Annotated in this window: 8 protein-coding genes; 4 read left to right on the top strand and 4 right to left on the bottom strand. The window is 63.3% G+C overall.

Annotated elements, in window-relative coordinates; translation table 11 throughout:
• The first annotated feature begins 162 nt into the window (after nt 1-162).
• Nucleotides 163-2,280, top strand: coding sequence for a S9 family peptidase (locus tag LCW13_RS02775; RefSeq protein WP_225347541.1), 2,118 nt, complete (start codon nt 163-165; stop codon nt 2,278-2,280).
• Nucleotides 2,281-2,443: 163 nt separating this feature from the next.
• On the opposite strand, the gene LCW13_RS02770 is transcribed toward LCW13_RS02775, so the two are convergent.
• The 4 genes from LCW13_RS02770 to LCW13_RS02755 all read right to left on the bottom strand — a co-directional run bounded on the left by LCW13_RS02770 (nt 2,444) and on the right by LCW13_RS02755 (nt 8,003).
• A complete protein-coding gene (locus LCW13_RS02770; RefSeq protein WP_225347540.1) occupies nt 2,444-3,970 on the bottom strand; it encodes a catalase in 1,527 nt (508 codons plus the stop codon).
• A gap of 450 nt (nt 3,971-4,420) precedes the next feature.
• On the bottom strand, nt 4,421-6,667 hold the full coding sequence (gene katE / locus LCW13_RS02765; RefSeq protein WP_225347539.1) for a catalase HPII: 2,247 nt from the start codon (nt 6,665-6,667) through the stop codon (nt 4,421-4,423).
• Between the two features lie 374 nt (nt 6,668-7,041).
• On the bottom strand, nt 7,042-7,287 hold the full coding sequence (locus LCW13_RS02760) for a GlsB/YeaQ/YmgE family stress response membrane protein (RefSeq protein WP_043333988.1): 246 nt from the start codon (nt 7,285-7,287) through the stop codon (nt 7,042-7,044).
• Nucleotides 7,288-7,385: 98 nt separating this feature from the next.
• On the bottom strand, nt 7,386-8,003 hold the full coding sequence (locus LCW13_RS02755; RefSeq protein WP_225347538.1) for a DUF924 family protein: 618 nt from the start codon (nt 8,001-8,003) through the stop codon (nt 7,386-7,388).
• A 266-nt stretch (nt 8,004-8,269) separates the two neighbouring features.
• Here LCW13_RS02755 and LCW13_RS02750 point away from each other — a divergent pair, with 266 nt between their 5' ends.
• The 3 genes from LCW13_RS02750 (at nt 8,270) to LCW13_RS02740 (ending at nt 14,103) form a co-directional block, all read left to right on the top strand.
• Nucleotides 8,270-9,997 carry an alkaline phosphatase D family protein gene (locus LCW13_RS02750; protein WP_225347537.1) on the top strand — a complete coding sequence of 576 codons (1,728 nt, stop codon included), beginning with the start codon at nt 8,270-8,272 and terminating at the stop codon, nt 9,995-9,997.
• 402 nt (nt 9,998-10,399) lie between these two features.
• Entirely contained in the window at nt 10,400-11,995 is a 1,596-nt protein-coding gene (locus tag LCW13_RS02745) for a solute:sodium symporter family transporter (protein WP_054555382.1), read from the top strand.
• A 515-nt stretch (nt 11,996-12,510) separates the two neighbouring features.
• Nucleotides 12,511-14,103, top strand: a complete 1,593-nt coding sequence (locus tag LCW13_RS02740; RefSeq protein WP_225347536.1) for a solute:sodium symporter family transporter — start codon at nt 12,511-12,513, stop codon at nt 14,101-14,103.
• Nucleotides 14,104-14,223 lie beyond the last annotated feature (120 nt).

Here is a 14,223-nt window from a genome sequence, read left to right as displayed (position 1 = left end):
CATCGGGGCCACACGTTGCGTGGCACCAGAGGCTGCGCATTCATCTCTCACGGCGGCGATGCCTCCCATGAGACAAGGGCTTGCGCACGCTGTGGGACAGGCTCAATGTTACACTCCATGCCCGCCCGACACACTCGAGCACCCCACTTTCAAGAGGTAGCCATGCCCGATAGCCCCGTCCAGCGCCATTATCGTGCCGATGACCCCGAATGGCACTGGCTTGAAGAACGCGACACGCCAGAGGTCACCACCTTTCTCACGGCGGCCAACGCCGAGAGTGATCGCTGGTTCGCCCCGCTCGCGCCGCTGAGCGACGCCCTCTATCACGGCCATCTTGCGCGCCGCGAACTGGCCGTCTCAAGCCTGGCCGAGGCACTGGATCACTACGTCTATTGGAGCGAGACCGCCGCTGACGCCGACTATCCGGTCTGGTGGCGCCATGCGATCGGCGCCGACCCCGCCGATACCCGCCAGCACGAATGCCTGCTGGACCTGCAGAGCCTGTCGCGCCATCACGATTTCGTCGAGCTGGGCGATATGGCCATCTCCCCGGATGAGCAGCAACTGGCATGGACTCTGGACACCAGCGGCGACGAGGTGTTCAGCCTGCGTCTTGCAACACTGAACGCGGCGAATGGCGACTCACGCAACGCCGGCCACGATGACGAGTGTCTGCTGGAGGATATCGGGCCGGACCTGGTGTGGGCCGAGGACGGCCAGCACCTGCTGTTCACGCGCTATGACAGCACTCAGCGCCCCTTCGAGATCTGGTGTCTGAATGTCACGAGCCGCGCCGAGACGCTGCTCTATCGCGAGGAAGACAGCGAATTCTGGGTCGGCATGGGCAAGACCCGCTCACGCGCCTGGCTGATTCTGGAGACCGCCTCCAAGGACACCAGCGAGACCTGGTTGCTCAAGGCCGATGCCCCGCTGGGTGAGATGCGCCTGGTGCGCGCCCGCGAGACCGGTGTCGAGTACGGCGTCGATCACCGCCCCGGCCACTTCTATGTGCTGCACAACAGGCAAGCGCCGCACTTCCAGCTCGATATCGCCTCCGAGCATGCGCCCGGCGACTGGCAGCCGCTGATCGCCACCCGCGATGAGGTGACGCTGGAAGGTGTCGAAGCCTTCAGCTGGGGGCTGATGGTCGATGAACGCGACCACCGTCAGGCCCAGGCCTGGCTGCGCGTGATCGAATTCGAGGGCACGGCGCCGACACAGACGATCTGCCGCGACGAGCGCCTGGCGATGCCGGAGCAACCGCTGAGCCAGGGGCTGGGTGACTGCCCGCATTTCGATGCTCGCCGCCTGCGCATCCGCGAGGAAAGCTTCACCACGCCGCCGAGCTGGATCGAGCTCGACCTCGACACGGGGGAGCGCCGCCTGCTCAAGCGTCAGACCGTGCATGGCGATCTCGCGCCCGAGCATCTGATCAGCCGCCGTCTGTGGGCGACCTCCGACGATGGTGAGCAGGTGCCGGTCTCGGTGGTCATGCGGCGCGACCTGTGTGATGACGCAAGCCACCCCCACGCCCCGCTGCCGGTATTGCTCTATGGCTATGGCGCCTACGGCGAGACGCTGGACCCCTGGTTCTCGATCGCCCGCCTGGAACTGCTGACGCGCGGCGTCGCCTTCGCGGTCGCCCACGTGCGTGGCGGCGGGGACCGTGGCGAGCCCTGGTATCTGGCCGGCAAGCTGGAGCACAAGGAAAACAGCTTCAACGACTTCCTCGCCGCGCGTGATGCGCTGGTCGAGCAAGGCGTCGGGGCCGCGGATCGCATCGCCGCCTACGGTGCCAGCGCCGGTGGTCTGCTGGTCGGCGCCAGCCTCAACAAGCGTCCCGAGGCCTTCTGCGCCGCGGTGCTCGATGTGCCCTTCGTCGATGTGCTGCGCACCATGGAAAATCCGGAGCTGCCGCTGACCACCGCGGAATACACCGAGTGGGGCAACCCGCACGAGAACGAGGCGCGGCGTCGCATCCGCGCCTATTCGCCGCTGGACAACCTGAGTGCCGCGCCCTATCCGCCGCTGTTCCTGCAGGGCAGCTGGCATGACACCCGCGTGCCCTACTGGGAGCCGGCCAAGCTGTATGCGCGTCTGCGCCAGATGGACTGCACGCCGCACCCGGTCCTGCTGCGCACCGACATGAGCTCCGGCCACGGCGGTGCCTCGGGTCGCTTCAAGGCGTGGCGTGACAATGCGCGCCAGGACGCCTTCCTGCTGTGGGCGCTGGGCGTGTGCGAGAAAGCCGACGGCAATGAGGCCACGCGCGACGACTGAGGTGCCTGTGCTTGCGTGTCTTTCGCACAGCGCTGTGACTGTCGGATAGCACCCTGACAGCCGCATACGACAAGGCCCCCGCCGGTTACCCGGCGGGGGCCTTGATGTTTTCGTCAGCTCAAAGGGTCACTACTGACCTGACGAAGGGTGCAACATGACTGACTCAGCGCGGATCGAGCTTGGCCAGCTTGGTGGCGATACGATCACCATAATCGGCATCCGCCTGACGGAAGTGCGCGATCATCTTGTCCTGGACCACGTGGCTGACGCCTACCATGGTGCCGGCGATGACGTCGGTGATGCGCGTCTTCTGGCCTTCATCGAACAGACGATAGAGGTTGCCGGCCTGGCTGTAGTTATCCTCATCGCTGTTGTCGTGATAGCCCATCCAGGCGTTCTGCTCCAGCGGCATCGCCGGCTCGGCGACGGTAGCGTCCGGCACCGGGGCGCCCTGATCGGCACGCTCGTTGGGGTAGAAGTTAGTGCGTGAGTACTGGCCACCTTCCTTCGTTTCTCCCGGTACACCCTGACCGACCTGGCCGCCCAGCGGGCCGCCACCGTGACCGGTGACCGGGCACATGCCCGCCATCACGCCATCACGCTGGTAGTGGTTGACCGGGCAGACCGGACGGTTGACCGGCAGCTGCTCGGCGTTGGCACCGACACGGTAGCGGTGTGCATCGGCGTAGGCCCACAGACGAGCCTGCAGCACGCGGTCCGGGGAGGCGCCGATACCCGGCACGAAGTTGGACGGCGAGAAGACGGACTGTTCGACTTCCGCGAAGTAGTTCTCCGGGTTGCGGTTGAGCTCCATCTTGCCGACTTCCATCAGCGGGAAGTCACCGTGCGGCCACACCTTGGTCAGATCGAACGGGTTGATGTGGTAGTCACGTGCCTGCGCTTCGGTCATCACCTGCAGGTTGACGGTCCAGCTCGGACGCTCGCCACGCTCGAGGCGGGTGAACATGTCGTGCTGGTGGAAGTCCGGTGCGACCTGCGCCGCTTGATCGTCGGTCAGCGTCTCGTGGCCCTGGTCGGTCTTGAAGTGCCACTTGACCCAGACACGCTCGCCCTTGTCGTTCCACAGGCTCAGCGTGTGCGAACTGTAGCCGTTCATGGTGGTCAGCGACTTCGGAATACCGCGGTCGGACATCAGGATGGTGACCTGATGCAGCGCCTGCGGATGGTTGGCCCAGAATTCCCAACGGTTCTGCCAGTCGACCATGTTGGTGCGCGGGTCTTTCTTCTGGGTGTGGATGAAGTCAGGGAACTTGGACGGCTCGCGGATGAAGAACACCGGCGTGTTGTTGCCGACCATGTCCCAGTTGCCATCCTCGGTGTAGAACTTCAAGGAGAAGCCGCGCACGTCGCGAGTGTTGTCGCCGCTGTCCTGGCCACCGGCCACGGTGGAGAAACGCGCCAGCAACGGGGTCTGCTTGCCGACACCCTGCAGGAAGCGGGCGATGGTCAGGTCAGACAGGTCACGGGCCAGGGTGAAGGTGCCGTAGGCGGCGACGCCACGGGCGTGGACGACACGCTCCGGAATGCGCTCACGGTTGAAGTGCGCCAGCTTCTCGAACAGACGCCAGTTGTCGAAGGTCAGTGAACCATTCGGGCCCGCTGTCTGGCTGATGTCATCGTGAGGCACCGGGGCGCCGTTACCTGTGGTATAGCGTGGAGTCTGGGACATGTAGACGTTCTCCTGTCAGGTAGAAAAAAGCGCTATCAAACTCGACTGGCAAGGCCAGATGCTGCTGATGTCACATTTTCATGCGCTGCTTGATGTGAAGGCCTGCAGCCCATTGTCGAATCGGGTCGGGGCCAATGCCTGCCCGGCATGTGCTGGCTTGTGGCCCCTTGATGCCTGCTTACCTTACGCACCTGGTGCTTCTAGCGATAATCAATTACCAGCATGCCTTCGATAATCAGCCTCTATCACTGAGCCTATCAGCCACCCTCAGCGGCGAGAACCGCAGGACGGCTCTCAACCCGGAGGTGTCACCAACCCTGTTTTCACCTTTCTCCGCCATCACATCTTCACGTCCGGAAATGACCGCATCATGACCATGAAAAAGCCCCCTGACCTTCGCAGGTCAGGGGGCTATATGGGTCACATCATACCTTGTGGGGCGTCAGCGCCTCATGCCGGCATCTGGTTGGCACGCGCATCACGCGACCATACACGGTGAGCCATCAGGGCATCACGCAGCGGCAGGCTGGCGGCGAGCACATCATCCACCAGGATGACGCCCTCCTCGACCGGCACGCGGGCGGCGGCCAGCAGCTCCTTGCCTTCGCAGATCGCCACGATGGGCTTCAGGTGCTTGTAGGCTTCCTGGACATAATAGAGTCCCAGGCCCGAGCCGCTCAGCGCCTCGACGCTACCCGCGCCGCCAGCGACGACGACGGCATCCACCGTCACGGACGGCAGGCCATTGAGCATCGCATCCGGCGACAGCATGGTGCCGTCTCCGGCCTTGATCGGCGCCATGCTCGGGGCGATCAACAGCCCTTCGGCACCCTCGGCGGCCAGCTGCTCCTTGATCGAGCGAACATCTTCCATGGCGACGCCATCGGCAGCCAGGATCGCGACCTTGCGGGTGGCGATGGAGTCCGGCAGGCGCGCCATCAGGCTCAGCGCCGGGTCGCTGTCGACCTGGCTGGTGCCCAGTTCACCGTCCGGCGCGGGCTTGCTGGTCGGTGTCTCGATGCCGTGATTCTCACCGACGCGACGTGCCAGCTCCAGATCGATGTTGGGCAGGATCTCGGTGATCACCCGCTCACGGATCCACGGACGCTCGACCTTGGAAAGCTCGAAGGTGTAGGCCGCGATGATGTGCTCCTTCTCCACGTCAGTCTGGCTGTTCCAGAACAGGGTGGCCTGGGAATAGTGATCCCCGAAGGAGGCGCTGCGCGCACGTACCTTGTGCGCCTCGATGCGCTCATGATACGGCTCGAAACCGCCATGGGCGTCCTGGGACGGCGGTGTCTCGGCCGGCCAGCCACCATCGATGGAGTTCGGCTCGTAGGACGCCTGCCCCGTGTTGATGGTCTGACGATGCTGGGCATCGCGCTGGTTGTTGTGGAACGGGCACACCGGCTGGTTGATGGGAATCTCGTGGAAGTTCGGCCCACCAAGACGCAGCATCTGGGTATCCAGATAGGAGAACAGACGCCCCTGCAGCAGCGGATCATTGGAGAAGTCGATCCCCGGCACGATGTTGGCCGGATTGAAGGCGACCTGCTCGGTCTCGGCGAAGTAGTTGTCCGGATTGCGGTCCAGCACCATCTTGCCGATCGGCACCACCGGTACCAGCGATTCGGGGATCAGCTTGGTCGGATCGAGGATATCGAAGTCGAAGCTGTGCTCGTCCTTCTCCTCGACCACCTGGATGCCCAGTTCCCACTCCAGCGGCGCGCCGCTCTTGATGTCATCCCACATCATGCGACGGTTGAAGTCCGGGTCACGTCCCCACAGCTTCTGGGCTTCATCCCAGATCAGCGAGCAGGTACCGGCCACCGGCTTCCAGTGGAACTTGACGAAGCGCGACACGCCTTCACGGTCGATCAGACGGAAGGTATGCACACCGAAGCCTTCCATGTTGCGGTAATGGCGCGGGAAGGCGCGGTCCGACATGGTCCACAGCACGGTGTGAGTGGTTTCCGGCATCAGTGACACGAAGTCCCAGAAGGTATCGTGGGCTGACTGGCCCTGGGGAATCTCGTTGTGCGGCTCCGGCTTCACGGCGTGCACGAAGTCAGGAAACTTCATCGCGTCCTGGATGAAGAACACCGGGATGTCATTGCCGACCAGGTCCCAGTTGCCGTCATCGGTGTAGAACTTGGTCGCGAAGCCACGCACGTCACGTACCGTGTCGTTGGAGCCACGCGAGCCCTGCACGGTCGAGAAACGCACGAACACCGGCGTCTTCTTGGACGGGTCGCTGAACACGCCGGCCTTGGAATACCTGGCGGCATTGTCGTAGGCCTGAAAATACCCGTGCGCGGCCGCGCCACGCGCGTGAACGATACGCTCAGGAATACGTTCATTGTCGAAGTGGTTCATCTTCTCGCGGAAGATAAAATCTTCCATCAGGGTCGGACCGCGTTCCCCCGCCTTCAGCGAGTTGTGGTTGTCCGCGATGCGCAGCCCCTGGTTGGTGCGCAGGTCATGCCCTTCGGCGTCGGCGCGATAGGTCTCCAGCGCCTCGTCCTTGGCATGGCCATCACCGGCATTGGGCTTGGTGTCGTGCGGCCCATTGCGGTTGGGATGGGTATAGGGGTTCTCTCCCTCCGCCGAGCGATTCTGGCCCTCGTGATAGGGGCACTTCGCGCTGTCGGCATTCGACTGGGAAGAGGGTGCTGAATCGTGCTCATTGCTCGCCATGCTCAAACGCTCCTGTTTTCGCTAGATCCGCAACGCGCCACTAGTGTGGCGCTGAAGGATGATTCGGCCTTGCCGCCTCTTGCCGGCGTACTTCTTGTCCAGGTACTTCTTCTCAAAGCACTTGTCGTGAAAGTGCTTGTTGTCAAAGCACTTCTCGAACAAGGCACCTCTCGGCGCCGTGACAGATCACCGGGCAGTCAGGTGCCCCGGGTGACAAGAGGCGTTGCTGCTGCGGGTATCTACATCGAATCCATCCAGACACCCGCAAGGGACTTCACTTGCTGTTGACGACTGCACTTGCTGCTAGCGCTTGCTACTTGCGCTTGCTGCTTGCGCTTGCTAATTCGCGCCTGACGGGGCTCGACACCGCGCCGTCAGGCCTTGGACTTGACCTTCGAGACGATCCACAGCAACACCACCGCCCCCACGACCGAGACGACCAGCGAGCCGATGATGCCGGTGGAGGCCAGCCCCAGCAGCTTGAAGATGACGCTGCCCAGCAGGCCGCCGACGACACCGACGACGATGTTGCCAAGAATGCCGAAGCTGCCGCCGCGCATGATGTTGCCTGCGATCCAGCCGGCCAGACCACCGATGATCAACCCGAGAATGATACCCATCTGCTGTCTCCTTCCTTGCTGATGTACAGGCGCTTGGCGCCGCTGTACAAGTCTTGGAGACGACGTCACACAATTAAAAGGGGGCGATCTTTCATTTGTCAGAATGAGGAGCCGGGCTGGCCCAGGAAGGCGATCTCTTCCGGCGTGGACTCGCGACCGAGAATCGCATTGCGATGCGGATAGCGGCCGAATCTACGCACGATGTCCGCATGCAGATGCTCGTAGCGCAAGGTGTGCTCGAGACCGGGGCGTGCGAACAATTGTTCGGCATGTTCATGGATGCGCAACGATTCGCTGTGCATCCACGGCATGATCGCGAAGGGCTGCCAGGCCAGCGGAAGGCGGTCCAGGTCGCCCAGCGCGACGGCCTGCTGGGAGAGCGCGAGTGCCAGGTTGTCGCCACGGAAGGCGCGCGGAGTATCGCGATGGATATTGCGCGCGAACTGGTCCAGCAGCAGGATTTCCGCCAGCCGTCCACCGACGCTCGCCCGCCACTCCCACAGCTCACAGGCAAGTGCCTGCTCGAGCCGCGCGGCGAATCGCTCACGCAGCTGGCCATCGAGGGCATCGCTCTTGCGAAACCAGTCCTTGGGCGTCAGCTGAGTGAACCAGTAATCGAGTACCTGCCGTGCCTGGGGATGGCTGTCCGCGATCAGCCTGGCGGCGTCAGGTTGCGGGGATTCCGAGGGGCTTGAGGGGGGCATGGAGGGGGGCATCGAAGGTGTCCTTGGGTGGAGTCGGGAAGGAAGCCGCGCGACAGGCCTGGCTGAGCGCACCACCTTGCACTGCGAGTGTCGGGCCTGAGCGGCGCGGGGCGATCATGGTTCTGACACCGGATCTTCATCTTGAGCGTGGAAAGTAGCCTCTCCCATCAGCGCTGTCAGCCTTTGCGGCATGTCCCGCGCTGGCTGGTGCCCTGATGTCACTTGTGTTGCCACTCTCTATCCCAACCTGACGCCAGACCGTTACAAGGAAGCCCGTCATGTCCCGCCGTCTGTCTGATCTGCTGCCTTTGCGTTCCTCTCGCAAGTCCCACGCCGCTCAAACCACCCCTACATCCCCCGCTTCGCCAAGCGCTGCGCCAGCCGGCAATGACGCTTCGACAGTCACCCCCGCCGGCGCCCCGTCACGGATGGACCGCCGCCAGCTGCTGGGGCGCGGCCTGCAAGGTGCCGGGGTCGGGCTGCTGGCGACCACGGGCCTGCTCGGCGCTCCCGCCATCGTGATGGCCGAAGGACGGCGCCCGCGCATGCCCTCCGGCGTGATGAGCGGCGACGTGACCGCCAGCCGCGCCATGCTGTGGAGCCAGAGCGACAAGCCGGCACGCATGCTGATCGAACTGGCCGACAATCCCGAGATGCGCGGCGCCTTCCAGATGCGTGGCCCGGTGGCCCTGCCGGCGGACGGCCTGACCAGCAAGCTCGACCTGACCCGCATCGGCACTCGCGCCAACGCCAGCGGCGAGGTCTTCTATCGGGTGCGCTACGCGGCGCTGGATGATCACCGCGCCATCAGCGAGGCCACCGCCGGTCGCCTGGTGTTGCCGCCGAGCGCCCAGACACCGCGTGCGCTGCGTTTCGTGTGGTCCGGTGACACCGTCGGTCAGGGCTGGGGCATCAACCCGGACTTCGGTGGCCTACGCCTCTACGAGACCATGCGCCAGGTCAAGCCGGACTTCTTCCTGCACTCCGGCGATACCATCTACGCCGATGGCCCGCTCGAGGAGAGCGTCACCCAGCACGACGGCAGCCTGTGGCGCAATATCGTCACGCCCGCCAAGTCCAAGGTGGCAGAAACGCTGGACGAGTATCGTGGCCAGTACGCCTACAACCTGATGGACGAGAACCTGCGCCGCTTCAATGCCGAAGTGCCGATGTTCGCCCAGTGGGACGACCACGAGACCACCAACAACTGGTACCCGGGCGAGATTCTCGAGGATGATCGCTACACCGAGAAGAATCTCGACGTGCTGTCCGCCAATGCGCGTCGCGCCTTCCTCGAGAACATGCCGCTGCGCACCGGCCCAGCCGCGCCGGAGCGCATCCACCGCAACTTCAGCTTCGGGCCGGGACTCGAGATGTTCATGCTCGACATGCGCAGCTTCCGCGGTGCCAATTCCGCCAACCGCCAGACGGGGCGCGGGCCACAGACCGACTTCCTGGGTCGCGATCAGCTGGCATGGCTCAAGCAGTCGCTCAAGGCCAGCACCGCTACCTGGAAGGTCATCGCCTCCGACATGCCGATCGGGCTGCTGGTGCGTGACGGCGGCAACTTCGAGAACGGCGCCAATGGCGATGGCGAGGCACTGGGGCGCGAGCAGGAGATTGCCGAACTGCTCAAGTTCGTGCGCGATCACGACATCCAGAATCTGGTCTGGCTGACCGCCGATGTGCACTACACCGCCGCGCACCACTACTCGCCCGAGCGCGCCGTCTTCAAGGACTTCACGCCGTTCTGGGAATTCGTCAGCGGCCCGATCCACGCCGGCACCTTCGGTCCCGGTGAGCTGGACAACACCTTCGGGCCGAAACTCGAATTCGTGAAGGCGCCGCCTGAGGGGCGGGCCAACATGTCGCCCAGCGAGGGTTTCCAGTTCTTCGGCCAGGTGGATCTCGACCCCGAGAGCGAAGCGCTGACCGTGACGCTGAAGGACATCCACGGTGCCTCGCTCTACCAGCAGGTGCTGACCCCCGCCGCCGCCAGCGCCTGACAGCGGTGTCGGTTTCTGGCACTCGCTTCTGATGTCGGCATGTGGCACTCGCTGCTGACTATCGGCTTCTGACACCGACTTCCGATACCAGCTTCTGACAACGACAACGCCCCGCCTCCTGCTGTCGACCGACACGCAAGAGGCGGGGCGTTCTGGTCATGGCGACAGGTCGACAGCCGCTGGCAGGCTATGTCTGCACGAATCAGACAATTGCAGAAAAATGTCAGACAAATTGTCAATGGTGAGGGTCAGGCATTTCTTTGACACTGATCGGCACGCTAGATGTCGGTCGCTGACAGCGTGTCTCGTGGTACCGCGCGCCAACGGTGAGGCATGTTCTGCAGACGATGGGCAGCTGAGCAAGCAGGCCTCCGAGCCCTGTTGTTCAACAAGGATAATGCCATGAACGCCCTCACCCTGAGCTCCTTCGTGTTCTTCACGGGGCTGGTCGCCGTGATCACCTGGTGGCTGACCCGTCGTGACGACCATCAACATTCCACCGGCTATTTTCTCGCCGGACGCAGTCTGACCTTCCCGATCATCGCAGGCTCCCTGCTGATGACCAATCTCTCCACCGAGCAGATGGTGGGCCTCAACGGCGCCGCCTTCACCGACGGCCTTTCCGTGATGGCCTGGGAAGTGGTGGCCGTGGTCTCGCTGGTCGCGATGGCCATGTTCTTCCTGCCACGCTTCCTCAAGAGCGGTATCACCACCCTGCCGGAACTGCTGGCACTGCGCTTCGATCGCACCACCCAGCTACTGGCCAACCTGATCTTCATGCTGGCCTACGCCATCATTCTACTGCCCAGCATTCTCTACTCCGGCGCCCTCGGCCTGATGGGCGTGCTCGACCTGCGCGCCCTGACCGGCATCGACTCGCAGATGGTACTGCTGACCGGCACCGTGATCGCCGTCGGCATCGCCGGCGCCATCTATGCCCTCTTCGGTGGCCTGCGCTCCATCGCCATTTCCGACACCTTGAACGGCATCGGCCTGCTGATCGGCGGCATGATCATCGTCTACTACGGGCTGGACCGTGTCGGCGACGGCAATGGCATTCTCGCCGGCTGGGAGACGCTCAAGGAGACCCACCCGGAGAAGCTCAATTCGCTGGGCGGGGATGACCAGTCAGTGCCGGTCTCGACCCTGTTCACCGGGGTGCTGCTGCTCAACATGTTCTACTGGTGCACCAACCAGCAGATCATCCAGCGCACCTTCGCCGCCAAGACCCTCGCCGAAGGCCAGAAGGGCGTGCTGCTGACCGGTGCCCTCAAGCTGCTGGGCCCGCTGTATCTGGTGCTGCCGGGCATCATCGCCTTCCAGCTCTACGCCGGTGACGGCATCAAGGCCGACGCCGCCTATGGCCGGCTGGTCTTCGATGTGCTGCCCGCGCCGCTGACCGGCTTCTTCGCCGCGGCGATGGTCGGCGCGATCCTGTCGTCCTTCAACTCGGCGCTCAACTCCACCGCCACCCTGTTCAGCCTCGATGTCTACAAGGCACGCCTCAAGCCGCAGGCCAGCGATGAAGAGGTGGTCAAGGCCTCCAAGTGGGCCGGCTGGATCATGGCCGCCGCCGCGATGGCCATCGCGCCGCTGCTTGCGACCCAGGAAAGCCTGTTCGTCTACGTGCAGAAGGTGAACTCCATCTACTACATCCCGTTGCTGGCGGTGATCGTGGTGGGGCTGATGTCCAAGCGCGTGCCGGCCATCGCCGCCAACCTGGCGCTGGTGCTCGGCTGCGCAGTCATCGGCCTGTTCTACTTCGTGCCGACGCTTTCCGAGCTGGTCGATCGGGTGCACAACTTCCACTTCATCGCCATCGTGCTGGTGCTGTTGATCGCCATGATGCTGGTGATCGGCAAGCTGTCACCGCGCGCCGAACCCTGGATCCAGCAGGACGTCGGTGCCATCGACATGACGCCCTGGGCTGGCACGCGTATCGCCAGCATCATTCTGCTGGTACTGGTGATGGCCATCTATCTGGCCTTCGCCGGCTGATCGCCCCACTCGCATAGCGCGATCGCACGCCACATGTCATCGTCATCGCCATGACCTCACGATATGAGTGCACGACATGAGCGTATGAAATGAGTACGCCAGCGCCCCGTCATCCTTACCGATGGCGGGGCGCTGGCGTCTCTGATTGAGCATGAAGGATGACCCGCAATACGCGGTGAAAGCCGCGACATGTGTCTTTTTACGACACTGCGATCAATGCCTGATACCAGAGACTGAGAAGCAATGACCGCCTGTTCATTCTCAACGCTCAATCGACGCCAACCACACCCCGAAACCTACGTATGTTCTACAAATGGCGGATAGCGAGAAATCGGGAGATACCTACACTAGCGCCAGTCTTGCCGTGAATGTTACCGGTGAGTCTCTTCACGGACGATGACACAGCTTGCTGTGTGCATTGCATCGCCACGGCTGGATCGGCGTCGAATCGCTACCCGGGTCACCTGCCCACCGCCTCATGATTCGCCGCCGCACGCCTAAAGGAATTCTCCCCCATGCATGCCTTGACACTTGTTTCTTTCGTGTTCTTTACCGGCCTGGTCGCCGCCTTGACCTGGTGGTGGACACACCGCGATGACACCTCGCATTCCACCGGTTATTTCCTCGCCGGACGCAGCCTGACCTTCCCGCTGATCGCGGGTTCCCTGTTGATGACCAACCTGTCCACCGAACAGATGGTCGGCCTGAATGGCGCCGCCTTCACCGATGGCCTGTCGGTGATGGCCTGGGAAGTCATGGCGGTACTGGCCATGGTGGTGATGGCGATGTTCTTCCTGCCACGCTTCCTCAAGAGTGGCATCACCACCCTGCCCGAGCTGCTGGCCCTGCGCTATGGCCGCAGCACCGAGCTGATCACCAACCTGATCTTCCTGTTCGCCTACGCGGTGATCCTGCTGCCGATCATCCTCTACTCCGGTGCCATCGGCCTGCAGGGCATGCTGGATCTGCCCTCGCTGACCGGCATCAGCTCGCCCAATGCACTGCTGTGGATGACCATCTGGGTGGTCGGCATCATCGGCGCCATCTATGCCCTGTTCGGCGGCATGCGCTCCATCGCGATCTCCGACACCTTGAACGGCGTGGGCCTGTTGATCGGCGGCATGCTGATCGTCTATTTCGGCCTCGATGCGGTGAGTGATGGCCAGGGCGTGATGGCCGGCTGGGACACGCTGACCGCCGCCAATCCGGAGAAATTCAACTCCATGGGCGGTGAAGGCCAGTCGGTGCCCTTCTCGACCCTGTTCACCGGCGTGATGATCATCAACTTCTTCTACTGGTGTACCAACCAGCAGATCATCCAGCGCACCTTCGCCGCCAAGACCCTCGCCGAGGGCCAGAAAGGCGTGCTGCTGACCGGTGCCCTCAAGCTGCTGGGCCCGCTGTATCTGGTGATTCCCGGCATCATCGCCTATCACCTCTATGCCTCTTCCGGCGTCAAGGCCGACAGCGCCTACGGCCAGCTGGTCTTCGATGTGCTGCCCGCGCCGCTGACCGGCTTCTTCGCCGCGGCGATGGTCGGCGCGATCCTGTCGTCCTTCAACTCGGCGCTGAACGCCACCACCACGCTGTTCTCCACCGGTATCTACAAGGCGCATCTGCGTCGTGAGGCCAGCGACGAGGAAGTGGTCAAGGTCTCCAAGGGCTTCGGCTGGGTGCTGGCGATCGCCTCCATGACCCTCGCGCCGCTGCTGGCCGGCCAGGAAAGTCTGTTCGGCTACCTGCAGAAGATGAATGCCATCTACTTCATCCCGATCTTCGCCGTGGTGCTGATGGGGCTGCTGACGCGTCGCGTGCCGACCATCGCCGCCAACCTGGCACTGCTGATCGGTTGCAGCGTGATTGGGGTGGTCTACTTCGTGCCGGCCTTCTCCGGCGTGCTCGACGTGATCCACGAGTTCCACTTCGTCGGCCTGGTGTTCGTGCTGCTGATCGCGATGATGCTGATCATCGGCAAGCTGGCGCCGCGTGACGAGCCGTGGATCCAGCAGGATGTCGGCGCCATCGACATGACGCCCTGGAAAGGCGCCAAGGTCTGCGCGCTGCTGCTGGTCGTGCTGGTGATCGCCATCTATCTGGCCTTCATCTGACGCCTGATAGTCGCCGCTTCAAAACGACAAATCGTCATCAATTGAGTATCACGCCCCGCGTTGCCCTCTCGGACACGCGGGGCGTGTGCATTTCAGGCATGCTGAACTGCATGTTCCCTG

Origin of the sequence: Cobetia amphilecti (assembly GCF_020217465.1) — a bacterium.
In the GTDB taxonomy this organism is placed as follows: domain Bacteria; phylum Pseudomonadota; class Gammaproteobacteria; order Pseudomonadales; family Halomonadaceae; genus Cobetia; species Cobetia amphilecti.
The sequence above is the reverse complement of the archived record's forward strand: the minus strand, read 5'-3'. Positions and strand labels throughout refer to the sequence as shown.